Source organism: Algibacter sp. AS12, from assembly GCF_046736315.1.
Taxonomy (GTDB): domain Bacteria; phylum Bacteroidota; class Bacteroidia; order Flavobacteriales; family Flavobacteriaceae; genus Algibacter_B; species Algibacter_B amylolyticus.
Genome location: NZ_CP151841.1, coordinates 796,881 through 818,568, shown reverse-complemented (window position 1 = coordinate 818,568; position 21,688 = coordinate 796,881). Strand labels below are relative to the sequence as shown.

Below are 21,688 nucleotides of genomic sequence, written 5' to 3'. Positions count from 1 at the left end.
TTAAAAATTTCACTTCTCAATTTTAAGTATCTTTATACCCTAATTACAGATTGTAACACATGAAGTTTTCAAAAATTTTTCAATACGCTTATTTAGTTTTTGCCGTATTATTTATATATGATGGTATATCAAAATGGAATATTAATAGAAATGGTTCTTACATTTCATTAGGTTTAGCAGCATTAGCTATTTTGATGTACTTCTTTAGAAGAAAATTTGCAAAAAAAATTGAAGATAATAATAACTCGAAGTAAATGAGCATTTATGTAATTATCATAATTGTTTCACTAATACTATCGGCTTTTTTTTCGGGAATGGAGATTGCCTATGTATCTTCAAACAAAATCCACATTGAAATTGAGAAGAAGCAAGATGGTGTATTAGCAAAGGCTTTAAGTAAACTAACAGTAAAGCCATCAAAGTTTATTACCACCATGTTAATTGGTAATAATATAGCCCTTGTTATTTATGGGTTTTTTATGGGCGATTTATTGGTAAACTGGTTCCAAACGTTATTACCAACTCCATACACTTTTTTAGATTATCTGTTTACAGACCTAAGTTTACTTACCCAAACTATAATTTCGACATTTGTTATACTAATAACAGCAGAGTTTCTTCCAAAAGTATTTTTTCAAATTTATGCTAATACTTTAATTAAGGCTTTAGCGGTACCTGCATATATTTTTTATGTGTTGTTTTCTTTAATTTCAGATTTTGTTATCTGGATTTCAGATTTTGTGTTGAAAGCGTTTTTTAAAACTGAAGGCGATCAAATTCAACTCGCTTTTACTAAGGTGGAACTTGGTAATTATATTAGCGAACAAATGGAATCTGTGGAAGAGCAAGATGAAGTGGACTCTGAAATACAAATTTTTCAAAATGCTTTAGAATTTTCAGAAGTTAAAGCACGAGAAGTTATGGTTCCAAGAACTGAAATTATAGCCGTAGAAATATCCAACTCTGTAAAATCATTAAATGCTTTGTTTACCGAAACAGGAAGAACAAAGATTTTGGTTTATAAAGATACCGTAGATGATATTTTAGGTTATGTGCACTCTTTCGAGTTATTTAAAAAAGGAAAGACCATCAAGTCTATGTTAACGCCAGTTGAGTTTGTACCAGAAACAGTGTTAATTAAAGATGTGCTAAACGTGTTAACTAAAAAACGACGCAGTATTGCTGTTGTTTTAGATGAATACGGGGGGACTTCTGGTATTATGACAGTCGAGGATATTGTTGAAGAATTATTTGGTGAAATTGAAGACGAACATGATTCTGTTGTACTTATTGAAGAAGTGCTGGAAAATGATACCTATAAGTTCTCTGCCCGATTGGAGGTAGATTATATTAATGAAACTTACAAAATTAATCTTCCCGAAAGCGAAAACTACGAAACACTTGGAGGTTTAATTGTTAATCATACCGAAGAAATTCCAACTCAAAACGATATTGTAAACATTGATACATTTCAATTTTCTATTCTAGAAGTTTCCAATACTAAGATTGATATGGTAGAGGTTAAAATTTTACAAGAAGATTAATTCAATTCATGCTTTTCAAGGTCTATAATAGCCTCGTTTTAATTAATATTTGTCCCATAAATAGGGCTAAGATTATTTAATTATTGGCATTAATCAAACGGGTAATATTCATAACAATATTCTGTAGACTTCAAACAACTTAACAAATAATAAATATCCCTTTTATTATTGAAAGGAAAATGGTATTTTCGCGCACGATATTTTTGCCAGTTTACGGCAAATCATATCAACTAAACAAGCAATTCCAACAACGGATTTTAAAAATTAGATTTACAAATGGCAGTTTTAAATAAGATAAGACAACGTTCACTATTCTTAATATTAATCATCGCATTAGCGCTATTTTCTTTTGTATTAGCAGATTTGTTTAAAAACAGTGATGCTTTAACTTCAAAGTCGCAAAATATTGTTGCAACTATTAACGGTAAGGATATTACTCGTGAAGGTTTTATGCAGAAAGTAGAGCAGTTACAAAGACAAATGGGCCCTAATGCAACAAGCACTCAGGTTATGAACCAAGTTTGGAACCAAGAGGTTAGAGAAGCTGTGATGCAAACACAATTTGACGAGCTTGAAATTTCTGTTGAAAAAGATCAAATGAGAGACTTACTTAAAACGTCTTTAGCTACAAACCAAAACTTTTTAAATGAAGCTGGTCTTTTTGATGAAAACAAAATGAACGAGTATATCGCGAATTTAAAAGAAACGTCGCCAGAAGGTTTTGCTAGTTGGGTTAATTACGAACAACAAGTAGCCTCGAATGCTTTAAGCCAAAACTATTTTAATATGGTTAAAGCTGGTTTATCGGGTACACTTGCTGAAGGTAAATTAAATCACGAATTAGAAGGGAACAAAGTAGATATTAGATATGTTCAAGTTAATTTTTCCACTATTCCAGATAGTACTATTGCTGTATCAAAATCTGATATAACAAATTACATTAATGAAAATAAGAATCAATATAAAGTTGAGGCTTCTAGAGATATTCGTTTTGTAGAGTTTAAGGAAATAGCATCTGTTGAAGATGAAAATGCTATTAAAGCAGAATTAAACACGTTTGTAAATGGTAGATTTGTTGATAGCCGAGGAAGAAAAGATACTATTGTAGCTTTTTCTAAAGTTAAAGATAATGCTGCTTATATAAACTCAATTGCTGCATCAGATGTTAAATTTGATGATCGTTTTGTATTTAAATCTAGTTTGCCAACTGAAACTGCCGATGCTATTTATAATTTAAATGAAGGTGAAGTTTATGGGCCATATAAGCATGATGGATCATTTAAAATAACTAAGGTTATAGCTGTTAAACAAATTCCAGATTCTGCTAAAGTAAGACACATTTTAATTCCTTTTAGAGGAGCACAAAGCGCAGGGCCAGATGTTACAACTACAGAGGTCGATGCAAAAAAGACAGCAGATAGCTTATTAAGTATACTTAAAAGAAACCGTTCAAAATTCCCTGATTTTGTAAAAGAATTTTCATCAGATCAAGGAAGTGTTGCTAAAGAAGGACGTTACGATTGGCACCCATATAACACTATGGTTCCTGAATTTAATGATTTTGAATTTGAAGGAAAAACAGGTGATTTAGGAGTTGTTAAAACGGTATTTGGATTTCACATTATTGAAGTTGAAGGGCAGAAAAATAAAACGAAAGCTGTAAAAGTTGGAACTATTGCAAGAAAAATAGAGCCATCTGAAACAACTACCGATAAAGTATTTAGAGATGCTTCTAACTTTGAGATTAAAGCAGGAGAAGGCGATTTTGAAGCTTTAGCAAAAGAAAACAAATACACGTTAAGACCAGTAAATGGGATTAAAGCATTAGATGAAAATATTCCGGGTGTTGGAAACCAAAGACCAATTGTACGTTGGACGTTTGAAGAAGACGCTAAAGTTGGAGATATTAAGCGTTTTAATGTAACTAATGGTTATGTAATTGCACAATTGGTAGCAAAACATGAAGCAGGTTTAATGAGCGCTGATGATGCTACTGCTAAAGTGTTACCAATTATTAGAAAACAAAAGAAAGCGAAACTTATAAGAGAAAGAGTTTCTGTAAATACTTTAGAAGATTTAGCTGCTGCTGAAAGCACGAATGTAAGAACAGCAACTGGAGTAAATATGAAAAACCCAACCGTATCTGGAGCAGGAAGAGAACCAATGCTAGTTGGAGCTGCTTTTGGACTAAAAGAAGGAGAAACTTCTGGTTTAATTGATGGAACTAATGGTGTGTACATGGTACAGGTTACTAAAATAACTCCAGCTGTTGCTTTAGAGAACTACCAAGCGGCTGCAAATAGAGTAGAACAACAAAAAGCAAGTACAGTTACTACTAAATTGTACAATGCTTTAAAAGATGCTGCAGATATTGAAGACAATAGAGTTTCTAGTCAAATTCAATAGAACACAAAATACTTATAAATAAAAAAGCCTCGTTAAACGAGGCTTTTTTATTTATATTAAATAGATTATAAATTGTTTCTACTTGATGTTAAATTGCTATGGGCACTATTAACTGCTTTTTAAATTCGTTGGGTGTTACACCATATTTTTCTTTAAATATTTTTGAAAAATAACTTCTACTTGTAAAACCAATAGAGTAAACAATTTGAGTAATATTTAAGTCTGTAGTAGTCATTAATTCTCTCGCGGCCTCTAATCTTACATGTCTAATATACTCGGTTACTGTTCGTGTATATAAAAATTTAAATCCATCTTGCAATTTAGCTTGTGATAAACCCGAATTTGCAGATAATTGATCTAAAGAGTAATCTTTTGCTGGACGTTTTAATATGGCTTGCCCTAGTTTTCTAACTGTAATTAACTCACTTTTTATTAGTGATGTTGGCAACGGTACACCTTGTTGCAATTTATTATGTTGCTGTATGTGTATCGATAAGATTTCATAAATTTTAGCTTCAATCTTAAGGATTCGTAACATGCCCTTACCCTTAACATTTCTGGTTTTTTTAACCAAATCTGCCATTTTTAAATTCAGTGTGCCATAATGCGCAAATCTGTTATCATGATCGGTATCAACAAAAACTTCGTATAGTTTTTTATTTAATGTAGAAACATTAGTAGTGCGTTTCTTTAAAAAGTGCTTTCTTATAATTTGTATTGAGTTAATGTCTAGCTTTGTATGCTTAGGGAAATGGATGTAATTAATACCAACCGTTTTATTTGTGAAAATTAAGGTTTGATATTGCTCAATTTCCTCTTCCTTTTTATCAACACCAAATCTATGTTTAAAACTTCCGTTTAGGGCGTAAATAAATCTAATAGGGTTATAGTCGCTAGCATGCATTTTTAATACAACATCCTCTTTAAAAGTTATATTATAATCTAAAAGGTTAACGCCCCAATCAAAAGGGATGTAGCGTATGGTCCCTTCAGCAATATCGTTATTTACATGTAGTGTGTTTTCACTCCACTTTTCTTCAATCTTACCTCCAATCTGCCTTTGGATCTCTTCAAGAATCTCTTTAGAGTTTTCTGCATTTATTTCTATTTCTATCATAAAAAATTGCGTGTTATATTTATAAAAGAGTTTCTAAATCTATATACGTGTAGTTAATTTCTCCTAGATGTTCATATACGTTTTTTCCTTTTTTTAATTCTCCCCAATATAGTTTATTGTCTAATTCATTCATGTCGTATTGAGAGAATAAGTTTTCAGAAATTAATAAATATTCATCTTTAGGGACTTTGTTTTTAAGCAGTCTATGGGCAACAATAACATCTTCTCCCATAAGTTTTATGTGTTTTCCTATTTGCACGGTGTCAATCTCATTGCCATAATGTAATATAATTTTAAGTCCAAGGGTTTTTGGTATTTTATGACTATCCTTATTATGAATATGAGTCTCCTTTAAAATATTTAGCTGTTTGTAAAACGCTGTGTAAAAGTAAATACATTGATCGATAAGCGCTTTTAAAGTGGGTAATTCACCTGTTTTATAAAATAAAACAGCATCGCCTTCAATTTCTGAAACCTTTAAACCAATTTCGTTCGAATAAATAATTTTATTTAATAAAGACGGAATGACTTTAGAACTTAAGTCGGAATCTGTCTCACTCATAAATTGAGTAAAACCACTAATATCAGGGATACAAATTAGCATAGTATTGGTTACTTGTTTTGTTTTAGGAATAAAAAGAACTAAAGATAATGTTATTATACCATATATAATCAAGAAATTTTTAACAGATTAAATAGCATTTCAGTTACTTTTTAATTGGATTGAACAAACCTTAAGCGATTAACTGTTATAATTTTGGAGTATTAAGATAAACTAAATACTTATAGTTATGAACATATTTGAAGCCATAAGAAAAGATCACGACACACAAAGAGCACTACTTAAAAGGCTAATCGGAACATCAGGAGAATCTAAGGAAAGGAAGCAAACGTTTAAAGCTCTTAAAAATGAGTTGGAAATACATGCTAACGCAGAAGAACGTCATTTTTATAAACCTTTAATTGGTAATGATATGATGCAAGAGAAAGCTAGACATGGAATAGCAGAGCATCATGAAATTGACGAATTAATTGAGAAGTTAGAGGAAACAGACTATGATTCTTCAGCTTGGTTAAAGTATGCTAAAGATTTAAAAGAGAAAGTGGAGCATCATTTAGAGGATGAAGAGCACACGTTTTTTCAGTTAGCTGGAAAAGTGTTTTCTGAAACTAAAAAGAAAAGCTTAGCGAAAGATTATACGAATTATATGAACGAAAATTTATAGTGTTCTAAATGAGTTAAGAACTTAAGGTATTGAATTAACCTCACTTTTACCTAAGCTATAAATTTGTAAAAAAGCAAAAGTAAGCATGTTGTGTTAAACATGTTTTAGATGTAAACCAGTAGGCATCTTAAAATAAATTACTGTTAATATAAAACCCAATAAAAAATGAGTACTTACACAGAAACAGTAGGCGAAAAACTAAACGATTTATTAGAAAAAACGTACGATGCGGAAAAAGGATTTAAAAAAGCTGCAGAGAATGTTGATAATACAGCGCTAAAATCTTATTTCAAGCAAAAAGCACAAGAGCGCTATGATTTTGGACATGAGTTGAAATCTGAAATAAAAACATTTAATCAAGATATAGATAAAGGAGGAAGCATCACGGGATCTGCACATAGAGCGTGGATGGATGTTAAATCATTATTTTCTTTGGATGATGAAGAATCTATGTTGGAAGAAGCTATAAGAGGTGAAAAGTCTGCGGTAAACGAATATAATAACGTAATTAAAGAAACAAGTTTGCCACTTAGTACTAAATCGATTTTAGAATCTCAAAAAAATAAAATAGAACGTGGCTTATTCAGAATAAAAACTTTGGAAGATATAAGCTAATACGTTGTTAATAAATTACAGAAAACACATTAATCGCAATTAAGTTAATATTTATTGTAAACGAGTTACATAGTATTAAGGTATAAACTTAATTTTGAATTGATTGGTTAGTAGATTAGACCTTTGCATAAATTTAATTTATGTGGAGGTCTTTTTTTATAATTATAACGTAAATGGAATAATACAGGTATAACCTTTATTTGAGTTAAAATTCAAATTGTATGAGTTAACAACGCCTATGTAACTGTTATATCTTTGTATTGTAGGGTTGAGAGTCAATCATTTACTAGAGTTTAATTTTTAAAACCTAATTATTATGTTACGTTGGACAATCACATTTATTATAATAGCATTAATTGCTGGATTCCTAGGATTTGGCGGAATAGCTGGAGCATCAGCTGGAATTGCAAAAATTTTATTTTTTATTTTTATAGTACTATTTGTACTATCATTATTAAAGGGTTTAATAAAGAAATAAAATAAAATCAATATAGATTTAAACACTAATTTTTAAAACACTTTTATTATGAAGAACATAGCAAAAATATTTTTAGTATTATTTACCATATCTACAGTATTTACAGGATGTAGAGAAACAAAAGGCGAGAAAGTTGAAGACGCTATAGAAGATGTAGCTGACGATGTTGGAGACGGACTAGAAGATGCAGCCGATGAAGTTGAAGACGCTGTAGAATAATATTAGTTTACAATTTACAAGAAAAGAGCTTTATTTAAAGCTCTTTTTTTATGTCTATATATTTAAAATTTAATTTTATAAGGCCATTTTACCGTATGGAATAACAGTATTGAAACCTTTAGCCTTAAAATAGGTTGTAGGGTTTTGTTTAGATGCGACTAATACAAAATCGCCGCCCCAAGCGCCTAAGCTTTTTACTGCGCCATCAAAATCCTTAAAGTAAATATCTTTAACAGGAGTTTGCTTGGTAAGTTTAGCTATAAGGTTTTCATGGTTAACCATTAAATCTTGAAAATAATCTAGTGTTTGGCAGCTAATCATGTTTAAGGTTAGTTTGTTTATTGCATTAATAGCAGAAGCTGCGTTTTTTTTGTTTTCATGATAGTGCTTAATACCATCTCGACTATTTTGTTTTTTATTTAAGTGTATAAAATAAAGCTGTTCTTTAAATATTGGGTTGAAATTAGTGTGTTCAACTATTTTTTTATCTGGAGCTATTCTATACGTTATTGGATTGTGGTGTTGTGCGCAGGCAATATCATAGCCGCTGCCTCCAAATGTTTTTTCTAAAAGTTGAAAGGGATCAATGTTAGCCCATTTTGCAATATTTGTAATAAGGGTTGAGGAAGTGCCTAAGCCCCAGTTTTTAGGAAACTCTAAATGCGTTTCAATCTTATAGCCTTGATCACTATTTAGAAATTCAGGATTTAATGCTTTTGATGCCTGTAAGATTTCAATTAAACGGTTGGAAATATCATTATTTAAATCGTGGCCTTCAATAGTGTTTCCTTTTAAATCAAATGTGGTTTCAAACCAAATGTTTTTAGTTTCATCGAAACTTTTCCAGTTTAATACAGGTTTATCAATAGGATCTACTATTAGAGATTGCCCGTATTTTGTGGGAATTGCCAAAGCTAGTGCACCATCAAGAACAACATATTCTGCAGATAGTAGTAGTTTACCGTGGCTATAAAATGTATTATTTTTCACTTGAAACCCTTAGTTTGTTTAATGCTTCGGTAACCGCAGTATGCGATATCGTGTTATTTTTAAAATAATTAGTTAAGATGTGTTTTTCTTCTGTGCTTGCTTCAAACTGGTTTAATATATTCATTAAGTGCATTTTCATGTGTCCTTCTTGAATACCCGTTGTGGTTAGCGAACGTAAAGCAGCAAAGTTTTGGGCTAATCCTGCAACGGCAACAATTTGCATTAAATCTTTAGCCGATGGTTTATGTAATAATTCTAAAGCTAATTTTACCAAAGGATGTAAGCCTGTAAGGCCGCCAACAGTTCCTAATGCTAGAGGAATTTCCATCCAAAAGGAAAAAATACCATTTTCAACCTTAGCATGGGTTAAGCTACTATATTGTCCGTTTTTGGAGGCATAAGCATGTACACCTGCTTCAACCGCTCTAAAATCATTTCCGGTAGCTAGAACAACGGCATCAATACCATTCATAATGCCTTTATTGTGTGTAACTGCTCGGTAAGGTTCAACTTCCGCTATAGTTACAGCTTGTATAAATTTCTTAGCAAAAGCTTCACCCGAAACCGTTTTGCTTTCACTTAAATCTTCAACAGGACAACTCACTTCCGCACGTACCAAACAATCTGGAACGTAATTAGAGAGAATACTCATTATAATGTCTATATGTTTTTCTTCTTCTGTAAACAGATTAAAAGATAAGGCTTCAGCTTTAAATGTTTTTGCAAATTGCTCTAAACATGAGTTTATAAAATTGGCGCCCATGGCATCTAAAGTTTCAAAAGATGCATGTAATTGATAATAATTATCAATGTCTGTGGTCTTATCGCGCAACTCAATATCCAAAATACCACCACCACGTTTTTTCATGTTTTTGGTAATGGCTTCGCTGCCTGTAATAAGCTTTGGTTTTACCTCCTGGAAAAACTGCTTTAGCTTTTCGAAATCGCCTTTGTAATTAAAATGAACCTGTCCTATTTTTGTGGTAGAAATTACTCTTGTTTTAAAACCTCCACGCTCTAACCAAAATTTTGCAGCTTTACTTGCCGCAGCAACCACCGAGCTTTCCTCGATAGCCATCGGGATGGTATATAATTTGTCGTTAATTAAAAAATTAGGGGCTACACCAAGCGGTAAATAGTAGTTGGATATAGTGTTTTCTATAAACTCATCATGTAATTGTTGAAGCTTATCATTGCTATTCCAATATTGTTTTAAAACGGCTTTGGCTTCTACAGGATTAGAAAAATAAGTATCTACCATCCAATCAATTTTTTTTGATTTAGATAATTTAGAAAATCCGGTAATAGGTTTACTCATAATTTACAAATTTGCAGAGCAAATATACTACTCTTCGTATGAATATCGAATATCTATCGTAATCGGCGTTATTTAAGTGTTAATAATTGCTATTTATTATATAATTTTTAGTAAACTTGACATCATTTTATGAAATAAATAGTGTTTTTAGCTAAACACACATAATTGATTAATTTTCTTATCTTGAAACAGAACTGTTTAGGTAAGAATAAGGTTTTTTAAATCACACAAATTAACTACATGAAACTTGTTAAATTTTCCCTTGGCGTTTGCCTTTTTATAACAACAATTTTAACGGCACAATCTAAAAAAATCACCCTCGAGGATATTTGGAAGGATGGTGCCTTTAGAACCCAATATATGGATGTCCTGCATTCCATGAATAATGGCCAACAATACTCTGTTTTAAATTTTGATAGAGCAACACGAGCAACCTCTGTTGATATTTACGATTATAAAACTTTAAAAAAAGAAAAGACCTTAATAAGTTCTGCAAATCTAGAGGCTATTCCTTATTTTACTAGTTATACCTTTAGTAGTGATGAGCAGCAAGTTATTTTGGCTACTAACGAGGAATCTATTTATAGACATTCGGTGTTAGGACACTATTACGTTTATAACATTAAAACAGCGTCGTTAGATTTAATTTCTGAAGACAAAATTCAAGAACCTACATTTTCACCCGATGGAAAAAAAGTAGCATTTGCAAAGGAGAACAATCTTTATATAAAAGATTTGAATACGTCTCAAATTACCCAAATAACGTTCGACGGCGAAAAAAATAAAATAATTAACGGTATTACCGATTGGGTTTATGAAGAGGAATTTGCTTTTGTACGAGCTTTCGATTGGAATGCCGATAGTAATAAAATTGCATATATCCGTTTTGATGAAACTGATGTTCCAGAATTCTCTATGGACGTTTATGGTACCGGACTTTACCAAACGCAACAGGTTTTTAAATACCCTAAAGCTGGTGAGGCAAACTCTAAAGTTTCACTTCATATTTACAATATAAACGCTAATGCAACTCAAGAGGTAAAGGTTGATAAAGCGTATCAAGATTTCTATATTCCTAGAATTAAATGGACCAATAATCCAGATGTGCTAAGTGCGCAATACATGAACAGACATCAAAACGAACTGGATTTATGGATGATAGATGCCAGTAGAAATACATCAAATTTAATTTTAGCAGAAAAGGATAAAGCCTATGTTGATGTAACCGACAATTTAACTTTTTTAAAGGATAATAGTTTTATTTGGACGAGCGAGAAAGACGGCTACAACCATATATACCATTACAATAAAACAGGAGATTTAATTAACCAGGTTACAAAAGGAAATTGGGAAGTAACAGATTATTATGGTTATGATGAAAAGAAGAATACTATTTTCTATCAATCTGTTGAAAATGGGTCAATAAACAGAGATGTATATTCTATAAAGCTTAATGGACGAAACAAAAACAGACTAACTAAAAGTGAAGGTACAAATAGTGCTGCCTTTAGTGCCGATTTTTCATTTTTTATAAATACTTTTTCTAGTGCTACAACGCCTCCTGAATATACTTTGAATAGTGCGGCTTCAGGAAATTTAATTAAAAGTATTAAGGATAATGATCAGGCCGCTCAAAAATTATCGGAGTATGTAACATCTCAAAAAGAGTTTAGTACTATTGCTGTTAATGGAAATGATTTAAACATGTGGATGATTAAACCAGCCAATTTTGATGCTTCCAAAACATATCCAGTATTAATGTATCAATATTCTGGTCCAGGGTCTCAGCAAGTTGCTAACCGATGGAATAGTGCCAACGATTATTGGTTTCAGCATTTAGCGCAAGAAGGTTATATTATTGCTTGTGTTGATGGTAGAGGAACCGGATTTAAAGGTGCCGATTTTAAAAAGGTTACTCAAAATGAATTAGGTAAATATGAGGTTGAAGATCAAATTGAAGCTGCAAAACAATTAGGAGCGTTACCCTATGTTGATGCTAGCAGAATAGGAATTTGGGGTTGGAGCTTTGGTGGTTTTATGAGTAGTAATTGTTTGTTTAAAGGAAACGATGTCTTTAAAATGGCTATTGCCGTAGCACCGGTAAGCAGCTGGCGTTTTTACGATTCTATTTATACAGAGCGCTATATGACCACGCCGCAAGAAAATGAAAGTGGTTATGATGATAACTCACCAATAAATCATGTAGATAAATTAAAAGGCGATTTCCTTTTAGTACATGGTTCTGCCGATGATAACGTACATTTACAAAATACAATGCGATTAGCCGAAGCATTAATTCAAGCAGATAAGCAGTTTGATTGGGCGGTTTACCCTGATAAAAATCACGGTATTTATGGTGGAAATACAAGGCTTCATTTGTACAAAAAAATGACAAACTTCCTTCATGAAACACTAGGTGATAAATTGAAAGATAAAGGTGTAATTGAGGTGAGAAAGAAATTGAAAATTAAAGAATAAATATATGTCTAAAACCATTCTAACAAACCAAGAGCCTCAATTGTTTGGGCACCCAAAAGGCCTGTTCTATTTGTTTTTTGCCGAATTATGGGAACGCTTTAGTTTCTATGGCATGCGAGCATTGTTAATGCTTTACATGGTTAATGAGATATTTGTGGCTTTGGCAGAAAAGGATGTGGCAGCGGCAGCGGTTTATGCATCTTATGGGTCTTTAGTATACGCATCGACAGTTGTTGGTGGAAGAATTTCTGATAAGATACTAGGTATGCGAAGCTCTATATTTTTAGGTGGGATTTTAATGTCTTTAGGGCATTTTGTTTTAGCCATAGAAAATGATATTGCATTCTTTTTAGCGCTGGCATTTATTGTTGTTGGAAATGGTTTTTTTAAACCTAACATTTCAACATTTGTAGGTTCTTTATATAAAGATGGCGACAGAAGAAAAGATTCTGGTTTTACCATTTTTTATATGGGAATTAATATAGGCGGTTTTGTAGCGCCATTACTTTGTGGTTGGCTAGCTGCAAAATATGGCTGGCATTATGGTTTTGGTTTAGCCGGAATTGGAATGTTAACAGGTTTAATTTTCTTTTGGAGTGGTATTAAGAAAAATGTTTTTGGAGATCGAGGTTTACCTCCTAATCAAGCCGTCTATGAAAAGAAAATTTTAGGAATTCCACAGAAAATTTTTGTGCCTATTGTGGCTTTTTTATGTGCACCATTAATTGCTTATGTTCTTGCTTCTTATAAAGCTATTGCGGGTGGAGATACTTTTTTAGGTGATCAAAACTATGTGAACTTAATTTTTAAATTTATAGGTGTTGCCATTTTAATTTATATGAGCATTATACTTTATAATTCAACTGCCGACGAACGTAAAAAGCTAATTATGGCATTATTAATTACGTTTTTTATGACTTTGTTTTGGGGGTTTCATGAGCTTTCTGGAAGTGTTATTACCTTGTTTGCAGACAGAAATGTAGACTTGGATGGTATTATGAATGCAAGTCAAACAAACTCTTTAAATTCCTTGGTAATAATTGTATTATCGATTCCTGTTTCACTTTTATGGGCATATTTATCTAAAAAAAATTTAAACCCTAGAACACCATATAAATTTGGTTTTGGTTTACTTCTAGCAGGATTAAGTTTCTACATATTATCTTTAAGCGGAAATAATGCAGACGAAAACGGTATGGTGCCATTTGCTTATTTATTTATCATGTATTTTATTATTTCTATTGGAGAGTTATTTATGTCTCCGGTTGGTTTATCTAAAATCACAGATTTATCACCAAAGCGAATTGTAGCTTTTATGATGGGGATTTGGTTTCTGTCATCGGCTTACGCATTCCAAATTGTAGGTTTTATTTCAAAACAATTGGCTGTAGAAAGCACCGATATAAATGTGGGCGGTTTAGATACTTTAGCAATTTACACCGATGGCTTTTTATTAATAGCTAAATATGCATTAGGAGCAGGATTAGTGGTAATTGTTTTTTCTCCTTTAATGAAAAAACTTATGGGTAAAGTACATTAACTTATTTAGAATTATATAATTTTATGAATACAGATATTGAAAACTTATTTAAAGATAAAGTCTTGGGACATCCAGCGGGACTTTTTGTGTTATTCTTTACAGAAATGTGGGAGCGTTTCTCTTATTATGGAATGCGTGCATTATTAGTACTATTTTTTACAGCGTCTCTTTTAGATGATGGTTGGGGCTGGCCTAAAGAATGGGCATTTGCCATTTTTGGTACTTATACTTCGTTGGTGTATCTCTCTACAATGGTTGGTGGATATTTTGCAGATAACGTTATAGGTATTAGAAAAGCGGTTGTTGTAGGAGCTTTATTGATGACTTTAGGTCATGCTTGTATGGCAGTAGAAACGTCGTTTTTTATTTATATGGGACTTGGTTTGTTGGTTATTGGTAGTGGTTTTTTTAAGCCAAATATGACGTCTATTATATCTGAAATGTATGAAGGCAAGTCCGAGAAAAAAGATGGAGCCTACACCATTTTCTATATGGGGGTTAACGCTGGTGCTTTTTTAGGGATTTTATTATGTGGGTATTTAGGAGAGAAAATTGGATGGTCATGGGGGTTTGGAGTCGCTGGAATTTTTATGTTATTTGGTTTATTGCAATTTAGGTTTGCACAAGGTATTTTTGGAGAAATTGGAAAGGAGCCGAAAAATAAGAATGAGGATGTTTTGGATGTAGTCCTAAGTAGCGAAGATTCCGTTAATGATATAAATGAAATAGATTCAAAGAGAAATCCATTTACAGGTTTTCAAAAAGTATTGATAATTATATCTTCAATTCTAGGTTTATTATGGATTTTTAATGATCCTATTTCTAAAATTTCCGAGGGTGAATATAATGTTTTTCCTTTTGAATTAGCTGGGTATTCAGGTTCAACAATAGCAATCGTTATAGCCTTTTTAATTTTTATTTTGCTATTAATAATACGTATTCCTAAATATACTCCAGTATTACGAGATAGAATGTTAGCTGTTATTTTCTTTGCATTTGTAACTATATTTTTCTGGGCTATTTTTGAGCAATCACCAAGTTCTTTAACCGTTTTTGCAAGAGATTATACTGATAGAGTATTAGTAGGAAGTGCTGGAATAATTTTTAAAATTGTAAATTCTTTAATGACCTTAATTCCTTTAGGAATAATTACTTGGGTATTATATCTTCTTTTTCAAAAAACGTTTGCTAAATATAAGTGGTCCAATATATTTCTAGCATTAAGTTTTATTATTATTTGGATTATAGCAATTGGAATGCTAGCAAAAGAATTTGAAAAAAATACAGCTGAGATTCCTGCATCATGGTTCTCGGTATTAAACTCATTATACATTATTACGTTGGCACCATTATTTTCTAAATGGTGGGAAAGTAAGTATAACCCAAATGCAAATATGAAATGGGCAATAGGAATGGCATTATTGGGACTAGGTATGGCTGTTATTGCAATTGGGGCTGGAGGAATTGAGCCTGGAGCTAAAACAGCATCAGTAAGTATTATTTGGCTAATATTAGTGTATTTATTTCATACCATGGGAGAGTTGTGTGTTTCTCCAGTAGCATTATCATATGTTAGTAAATTAGTTCCAGCTCGAATGATTGCTTTTATGTTTGGTATTTGGTATTTGGCGGTAGCAATTGGAATGAAATTAGCTGGTGTCTTCGCAGAATCTTCAGAAGCTATTGCAAATGAAAAAGGAATTAGTAGTTTTTTCTGGATATTAACAGCTGTTTCTTTAGCATTGGCTGTTTTATCGGCTGCATTATATCCTGTTATTAAAAAACTAATGCACGGTGTACGATAATCTAATAATTAGTTAAAAAATATTCAAAATGCTCCTGTTTGGAGCATTTTTTGTAAGTTCGGAACAACTTTTACAACTTAATCAATTATGAAGAAAATTATATTTTTAGTTTGTGTTATTGCTTTTTCAAGCTTTAATACCATAGCTCAGGAAATTAATTGGGTAACATTGGAAGAGGCTATACAGCTTCAGAAAAAAGAACCTAAAAAAATAATGATGGATGCTTATACCAATTGGTGTGGACCTTGTAAAATGTTAGACAAAAACACATTTCAAAATAAAGATGTAGCAAATTATGTGAATGCTCATTTTTATGCTGTTAAGTTTAATGCTGAAGGAAATGAGGAGGTTAATTACAACGGGAAAACGTTTTCCAACCCTAGTTATGATCCTGCTAAAGCGAATAGAAGAAATTCATCGCATGAGTTATCACGTTATTTTCAGATTAATGCCTACCCTACCATTGTGTTTTTAGATGAAGATGCAAATTTAATTTTCCCTTTAAAAGGCTATAAAACACCTGCTCAAATAGAGTTGTATTTAAAAATGTTTAAAAAGGACGATCATAAAGTTATAGACACTCAAGAAAAATTCAACGAATATTATAAAGCTTTTAAAGGCGAATTTAAGGGCTAATTTTAAAACATAAAAATGAAAAGAATTCTACTAACACTAATTTTAGGTGTTTTAATATCTGCAAATAGTTTTTCGCAAGAAAAATTAACTTGGCATACAGATGTTAATTCTGCTTTTGAAATTGCAATTAAGGAAAATAAAAAAGTGATGTTGTTTTTTACAGGATCCGATTGGTGCGGATGGTGTATCAAATTGCAAAACGAAGTGTTTAAAACTCCAGATTTCGAAAAATGGTCTAATGATGTTGTTTTGGTGGAATTAGATTTTCCTAGAAGAACAGCGCAAGAGGAAGCTATTAAAATGCAAAACCGTCAGTTGCAAAGTATCTTTAAAGTAAGAGGTTATCCTTCCGTTCATTTTGTTGTACCCGAAAAAATGCCAGATGGTAAAATGAATTTAAATAGCCTTGGTAAAACAGGTTATGTACGTGGTGGTGCAAGTAAATGGCTTGAAGTTGCCAATACTATTGTGAATAAAACGATTTAAAAAATCAGTATTTTAAAATAAAGGCTCCCTTTTTACTTGTTTGGTGAAAAGGGAGTTTTCTTTTTCGGCATATTTGTTCCCAACGTTCTACGTAAGATTTATAATTGCTACCATCTGCAATTATAAGCTTTGGGTTTAAAGAATCTATCAATCTGTTTAAATTAATTTTAGGTGACTGTCTTAATAAAACATATTTGGGCTTTAAGGTTCTTATATTATAAATTCCCAAGCTATCTACCACCAAAATATTCTTTTTGTTAAGTTGGTAAACATCTGGAATGCTTTGTTCTTCAAATGCTGCAATATGGTTTCCTACGGTATAATCTCTAATAATATTATTTGTCGATTTAGTGATGCTATCAAAATCGCTAGCAATAATAATGGTATTATTAAGAGTTTGTCCTATAAGGCTAAATCTGCTTTTATGAAACACAACAAATTCGTTTGAGGGTTTGTTAAGAGCATTAAAAATAAAAGCGCTTTGAACGACAAGAACAGCAGTTAAAAATAGTTTTAAATTCTTGTAATTTCTTTTAAAAAGAAATCGAATTCCTGTTATAATTAGCAAATAGAAAACAATAACGTATAGCAAACTAAACGAAATGTCTTTTACTAAAAAAGCCTCTTGCTTAGACACCCATCCTATAAAAGTATTCATTAGGTTAATAATATATCCGTAAACATCTGCTACAATTTGAGGAAGGCAATTTATTACGGCCAATAAAATTACAAGAAGCCCTAAACCAAGTATGAAGCCTAAAAAAGGAATGATAACCAAATTAGAAATGAAAAATAATCCAGGAAATTGATGGAAGTAATAAAGGCTTACTGGGATAATTCCAAATTGCGCAGATACCGTTATGGTGAACGTATGCCACAACTTATCGGGAAGCCAATATTTAGGTTTCCAAAGGTTATAAATCATGGGGTCTATGGCTACAATAGCAAAAACGGCTAAGTAGCTTAATTGAAAGCCAACATCAAATAAAAACATAGGCTTTACAAGTAGTATTACAAACATGCTTATAGCAAGTGTGTTATAAATATTTGTTGGCCTTTTAAGATTTAAAGCAATGGTAACAATACTAAACATGGTTACCGCTCTTGTTACCGAAGCCGATAATCCTGCAATAAGCGCAAAACTCCATAACATACTAACTAGTAAAATGGTTTTTATGAGTTTGCCGTGTTTAAAACGTTCTAGCGGTTTAAAAATAAAACTAAGTATTAATAATAAAATACCAACATGAAGTCCAGATACTGCTAGAATATGAATAGCTCCAGCATTGGTGTAACTCGTGTAAACGGCTTTACTAATATCTTGTCGTTGTCCTAGTATGAGGGCATTTATAATGGCTAATTCATCAGGTTTAAAATGATATGGTTCTAGTTTTTTATTTATATGTTGCCTGAGTCTTGCAGCAATACCAAACAGGGTAGTGGTCTTATGATCAACAGGAAATAGCGATTCGTTATTTATAAATAGTTGATGAAAAATGTATTGTTTCTTTAAGTAACTTTTATAATTGAATTGATGCGGATTAAGAGGAGGTATTAAGTTCTTAAAAGGTGTTCTGCTAATATAAATGTCATCAACTTTTAATGATGGTTTTAAAGAATCCTTATGAATATTTAAAAGTGTTTTTCCAGATGCTTTTGTGCTATTGACTTCAAAAATATCGACAATATATTTGTTATAATAATTACCTGGTTTTAAAACTTCTCGAATCCTAAAAGTTATAGTATTTAGGCTATCAATATTATTCGAAATGACTTTGGTATAATGATTTGCTGCGTTTTTTTGATCATGAATGGTGGTTGTTAAAATACCAACGGAAACCATAGTTAAAAAAGCTATACTACCAAACCAAATAGTTTTGGTAAACGATTTTCTGGCAATCAGGTAAAAAATAAGTAATACTAACAAAAGAAAAACTGTTGTTAGTAATGCAAAGGGAAGCGAAAAAGGGTTTAAATAACCAATGGTAATGCCTAAAATAAGGCAAATAGTAAGTTTAATTATAGTGAAGTTGAGTAATCGCATACTCATGTAAGATAATAAAAAATCTTACAAGACACGACGCGCTTCATGAAACGCTTTTAGCCAATAGCTTTCATTAAGACCAGATATTATAACGCCTTTACTTGTTGTGGCATGTATAAATTTAATGTCGTTATCTCTAATATCTACAATTAAACCAACATGGTTAATGGAGTTTCTGCGGTTTCCTGTTTTAAAAAATAGCAAATCGCCTTTTGTTACTTTTTTAAGAGCTATTTTAAATCCTTTTTTAGCCATGTCTCTAGATATTCTAGGAAGCGTAATATCATAAGAATTAAAAGATTCATAAATTAAGCCAGAGCAATCCATACCAGATTTTGTTGTGCCACCCCATTTATAACGAACACCCTTAAACTGTTTAGCATAATCCACAATGTAATCGGCTTTAGAGATATTACGCGATGCTGTGTTACTTGGTTTTTTATAAGTGGTGGTGTTGCTTTCTTTTTTGTTTTTCTTGGTAATAATTTTAGTCGTTGAAGTTCTCTTGTTTTTTACGCGATTAGAAGATTTGCAACTGCTAAAACTAATAATTAAAAGTAGGATTAATAAGGTGTTTTTCATTTAAAGACTAGGTTTTATGGACTTGTAAATAAGTGAGGCTGTTTTTTTGCTAGCACCAACACCTCCTAATTTTTTTTCTAACTCGTAATAGTCTAAAAATAATTTGGTTCGTGTTTCGGGGTCTAAAATTTTATCGAGTTCTTTTTTTAAGTTCTTTTTATTAAAATCGTTTTGAATAAGTTCGGTAACAACCTCGCGGTCCATTACTAAATTAACTAGCGATATAAACTTTAAAGTAACAATGCGCTTTGCTATTTGATAAGAAATAGTACTGCCCTTGTAGCAAACCACTTGTGGTATTTTAAAAAGAGCGGTTTCTAATGTGGCTGTACCCGAAGTTACTAAGGCTGCAGTAGATACACTAAGCAAATCGTATGTTTTATTCGAAATAAATTTTACATCACCTTCTTTGATAAAAGTTTCGTAAAAACTATAATCTTGACTTGGAGCTCCTGCAATTACAAACTGATGGGTGGGATACTCATCAACTAAACTTAGCATAACAGAAAGCATTTTTGTTATTTCTTGTTTTCTGCTTCCTGGTAATAAAGCTATAATTGGTTTTTCGCCTAATTGGTGGTCTTCTCTAAATTTAAGTACGCCTACTTGTTTTCTATTAGCTATCGCATCAATTAGTGGATGGCCCACAAAAGTAACATCATAGCCATGTTTTTTGTAAAATGGTTTTACAAAAGGAAGGATAACATACATATTATCTATATCCTGTTTAATAGCTTTAACTCTGCTAGCTCTAGAAGCCCAAACTTGAGGAGAAATATAATAACTTGTTTTAAACCCTGCTTCTTTGGCCCATTTAGCTATGCGTAAATTAAAGCCAGAATTATCTATAAATACAATAACATCGGGTTTAAAACTCGAAATGTCATTTTTACAAAAAGAAATGTCTTTGAAAATTTTGTTTAGGTTCATGATGACTTCAATAAACCCCATAAAAGCACGTTCTTTATAATGTTTCACTAAAGTGCCACCAACAGCTTGCATGAGGTCGCCACCCCAAAACCTAATTTCGGCATTAGCATCTTCTGCTTTTAGAGCTTTCATTAAGTTTGAGCCATGTAAGTCGCCCGATGCTTCTCCAGCTATAATGTAGTACTTCATTTTAGAAGAGTTTAAAAACAAATGTAAAAACAGCTATAAATACTGTAATAAGTAAAACACCTCGTGCACGATAGTCTTGCCTTTTTCTTATAAAAATAAAAAAGGCTATTAAGTTTAATATAGCACCTAGACTTATTAGTTTTCCTAGAAAACCTTCTTCAGCGGCAGCTTTAATAACTAAAGTGAAATCATCTCCCTTTCCTAATAAATTGGCTGTAAAAAATAAACCTATGGCATTGGCAATTAAACCAACTAACATACCTATAAAAACGTCTTTTTTCATCTACTATAATTATATTTTAGTGGTTATAATTTCCAACCATTTAAATCTTTTAAAAAATGATGTGCTGTTAAATCAAATTGAACGGGAACTAATGATACGTAGCCGTTTTCAAGTGCCCATTCATCCGTGTCTTCACCGCCATCTAAATTAACAAATTTTCCCGCAAGCCAATAATAATCTCTGCCTTGTGGTGTTTTTCTCTTATCGAATTTTTCTACCCAATTCGCCTTTGCTTGGCGGCAAACTTTTATACCTTTTATTTCTTTTTTAGGAATATTAGGGATGTTAACATTTAAAATTACGCCATTAGGCAAACCGTTTTCTATTACATTTTTGGTAATGGTTTTAACATGTGTTTTACAAGCTTCAAAATTAGCTTCCCAATTGTAATCCAATAACGAAAATCCTATAGCTGGAATACCTTCAATGCCAGCTTCAATAGCAGCACTCATGGTACCAGAGTAAATAACATTTATAGAGGCGTTGGACCCATGATTAATTCCTGATACACAGAGGTCTGGAGTTCTGCCAACCAACTCGCGGATGCCTAATTTAACACAATCTGCAGGTGTGCCAGAGCAACTAAATTCCTTCTGCGGACCATTATCTATTTTAATTTCTTCGGCGTATAACGTGGAGTTTAATGTTATGGCGTGTCCCATGCCACTTTGTGGGCTATCTGGAGCTACCACAACAACATCGCCTATGGTGTTCATAACGCTAATTAAAGCACGTATTCCAGGGGCGTTAATACCATCGTCGTTTGTTACAAGTATAATGGGTTTTTTGCTCATTTTCAATT

The 21,688-nt window shown here is 32.1% G+C and carries 21 protein-coding genes; 12 read left to right on the top strand and 9 right to left on the bottom strand.

Going from position 1 to position 21,688, the window contains the following annotated elements:
* The first annotated feature begins 59 nt into the window (after positions 1 to 59).
* From AAFN75_RS03565 to AAFN75_RS03555, 3 genes are all read left to right on the top strand, one after another.
* Entirely contained in the window at positions 60 to 254 is a 195-nt protein-coding gene (locus AAFN75_RS03565) for a hypothetical protein (RefSeq protein ID WP_411808254.1), read from the top strand.
* Complete coding sequence (locus AAFN75_RS03560; protein ID WP_411808253.1) at positions 255 to 1,544, top strand: hemolysin family protein; 1,290 nt, start codon at positions 255 to 257, stop codon at positions 1,542 to 1,544. It begins immediately after the preceding gene.
* Positions 1,545 to 1,820: 276 nt separating this feature from the next.
* The gene (locus AAFN75_RS03555; RefSeq protein WP_411808252.1) at positions 1,821 to 3,950 is read left to right on the top strand and encodes a SurA N-terminal domain-containing protein; all 2,130 of its coding nucleotides are present in this window, start codon (positions 1,821 to 1,823) and stop codon (positions 3,948 to 3,950) included.
* Between the two features lie 88 nt (positions 3,951 to 4,038).
* On the opposite strand, the gene AAFN75_RS03550 is transcribed toward AAFN75_RS03555, so the two are convergent.
* Together AAFN75_RS03550 and AAFN75_RS03545 are read right to left on the bottom strand one after the other, a co-directional pair.
* Positions 4,039 to 5,067 (bottom strand): helix-turn-helix domain-containing protein, encoded by a 1,029-nt coding sequence (locus tag AAFN75_RS03550; protein WP_144118242.1) that lies wholly within the window; start codon positions 5,065 to 5,067, stop codon positions 4,039 to 4,041.
* A gap of 19 nt (positions 5,068 to 5,086) precedes the next feature.
* On the bottom strand, positions 5,087 to 5,671 hold the full coding sequence (locus AAFN75_RS03545; protein WP_411808251.1) for a DUF2652 domain-containing protein: 585 nt from the start codon (positions 5,669 to 5,671) through the stop codon (positions 5,087 to 5,089).
* 187 nt (positions 5,672 to 5,858) lie between these two features.
* Between AAFN75_RS03545 and AAFN75_RS03540 the strand changes: the two genes are divergently transcribed.
* The 4 genes from AAFN75_RS03540 (at position 5,859) to AAFN75_RS03525 (ending at position 7,605) form a co-directional block, all read left to right on the top strand.
* Complete coding sequence (locus AAFN75_RS03540) at positions 5,859 to 6,293, top strand: hemerythrin domain-containing protein (RefSeq protein WP_411808250.1); 435 nt, start codon at positions 5,859 to 5,861, stop codon at positions 6,291 to 6,293.
* A gap of 165 nt (positions 6,294 to 6,458) precedes the next feature.
* Positions 6,459 to 6,908, top strand: coding sequence for a ferritin-like domain-containing protein (locus AAFN75_RS03535; protein WP_411808249.1), 450 nt, complete (start codon positions 6,459 to 6,461; stop codon positions 6,906 to 6,908).
* Between the two features lie 316 nt (positions 6,909 to 7,224).
* Positions 7,225 to 7,386 carry a DUF1328 domain-containing protein gene (locus AAFN75_RS03530; RefSeq protein WP_092851330.1) on the top strand — a complete coding sequence of 54 codons (162 nt, stop codon included), beginning with the start codon at positions 7,225 to 7,227 and terminating at the stop codon, positions 7,384 to 7,386.
* 48 nt (positions 7,387 to 7,434) lie between these two features.
* Positions 7,435 to 7,605, top strand: a complete 171-nt coding sequence (locus tag AAFN75_RS03525) for a hypothetical protein (protein WP_172625935.1) — start codon at positions 7,435 to 7,437, stop codon at positions 7,603 to 7,605.
* 75 nt (positions 7,606 to 7,680) lie between these two features.
* Here the strand turns inward: AAFN75_RS03525 and AAFN75_RS03520 are convergent, their stop codons facing one another.
* Together AAFN75_RS03520 and AAFN75_RS03515 are read right to left on the bottom strand one after the other, a co-directional pair.
* A complete protein-coding gene (locus tag AAFN75_RS03520; protein WP_411808248.1) occupies positions 7,681 to 8,595 on the bottom strand; it encodes a GYDIA family GHMP kinase in 915 nt (304 codons plus the stop codon).
* Positions 8,585 to 9,913 (bottom strand): hydroxymethylglutaryl-CoA reductase, degradative, encoded by a 1,329-nt coding sequence (locus AAFN75_RS03515; protein ID WP_411808247.1) that lies wholly within the window; start codon positions 9,911 to 9,913, stop codon positions 8,585 to 8,587. The genes AAFN75_RS03520 and AAFN75_RS03515 overlap by 11 nt, the downstream gene beginning before the upstream one ends.
* Positions 9,914 to 10,153: 240 nt before the next feature.
* On the opposite strand from AAFN75_RS03515, the gene AAFN75_RS03510 reads away from it, so the two are divergent.
* The 5 genes from AAFN75_RS03510 (at position 10,154) to AAFN75_RS03490 (ending at position 16,858) form a co-directional block, all read left to right on the top strand.
* On the top strand, positions 10,154 to 12,391 hold the full coding sequence (locus tag AAFN75_RS03510) for a S9 family peptidase (RefSeq protein WP_411808246.1): 2,238 nt from the start codon (positions 10,154 to 10,156) through the stop codon (positions 12,389 to 12,391).
* Between the two features lie 4 nt (positions 12,392 to 12,395).
* Complete coding sequence (locus AAFN75_RS03505) at positions 12,396 to 13,931, top strand: peptide MFS transporter (protein ID WP_411808245.1); 1,536 nt, start codon at positions 12,396 to 12,398, stop codon at positions 13,929 to 13,931.
* A gap of 23 nt (positions 13,932 to 13,954) precedes the next feature.
* Entirely contained in the window at positions 13,955 to 15,736 is a 1,782-nt protein-coding gene (locus tag AAFN75_RS03500; RefSeq protein ID WP_411808244.1) for a peptide MFS transporter, read from the top strand.
* 87 nt (positions 15,737 to 15,823) lie between these two features.
* The gene (locus AAFN75_RS03495; RefSeq protein ID WP_411808242.1) at positions 15,824 to 16,372 is read left to right on the top strand and encodes a thioredoxin family protein; all 549 of its coding nucleotides are present in this window, start codon (positions 15,824 to 15,826) and stop codon (positions 16,370 to 16,372) included.
* 15 nt (positions 16,373 to 16,387) lie between these two features.
* On the top strand, positions 16,388 to 16,858 hold the full coding sequence (locus AAFN75_RS03490) for a thioredoxin family protein (RefSeq protein ID WP_411808241.1): 471 nt from the start codon (positions 16,388 to 16,390) through the stop codon (positions 16,856 to 16,858).
* A gap of 4 nt (positions 16,859 to 16,862) precedes the next feature.
* Here the strand turns inward: AAFN75_RS03490 and AAFN75_RS03485 are convergent, their stop codons facing one another.
* From AAFN75_RS03485 to surE, 5 genes are read right to left on the bottom strand one after another with little or no spacing between them, the layout of a single operon-like run.
* The gene (locus tag AAFN75_RS03485) at positions 16,863 to 18,908 is read right to left on the bottom strand and encodes a ComEC/Rec2 family competence protein (protein ID WP_411808240.1); all 2,046 of its coding nucleotides are present in this window, start codon (positions 18,906 to 18,908) and stop codon (positions 16,863 to 16,865) included.
* 18 nt (positions 18,909 to 18,926) lie between these two features.
* Entirely contained in the window at positions 18,927 to 19,484 is a 558-nt protein-coding gene (locus AAFN75_RS03480; protein WP_411808239.1) for a C40 family peptidase, read from the bottom strand.
* Complete coding sequence (gene lpxB / locus AAFN75_RS03475; RefSeq protein ID WP_411808238.1) at positions 19,485 to 20,603, bottom strand: lipid-A-disaccharide synthase; 1,119 nt, start codon at positions 20,601 to 20,603, stop codon at positions 19,485 to 19,487.
* Position 20,604: 1 nt separating this feature from the next.
* Positions 20,605 to 20,886, bottom strand: coding sequence for a hypothetical protein (locus tag AAFN75_RS03470; protein WP_411808237.1), 282 nt, complete (start codon positions 20,884 to 20,886; stop codon positions 20,605 to 20,607).
* A 23-nt stretch (positions 20,887 to 20,909) separates the two neighbouring features.
* Positions 20,910 to 21,680 (bottom strand): 5'/3'-nucleotidase SurE, encoded by a 771-nt coding sequence (gene surE, locus AAFN75_RS03465; protein ID WP_411808236.1) that lies wholly within the window; start codon positions 21,678 to 21,680, stop codon positions 20,910 to 20,912.
* Positions 21,681 to 21,688 lie beyond the last annotated feature (8 nt).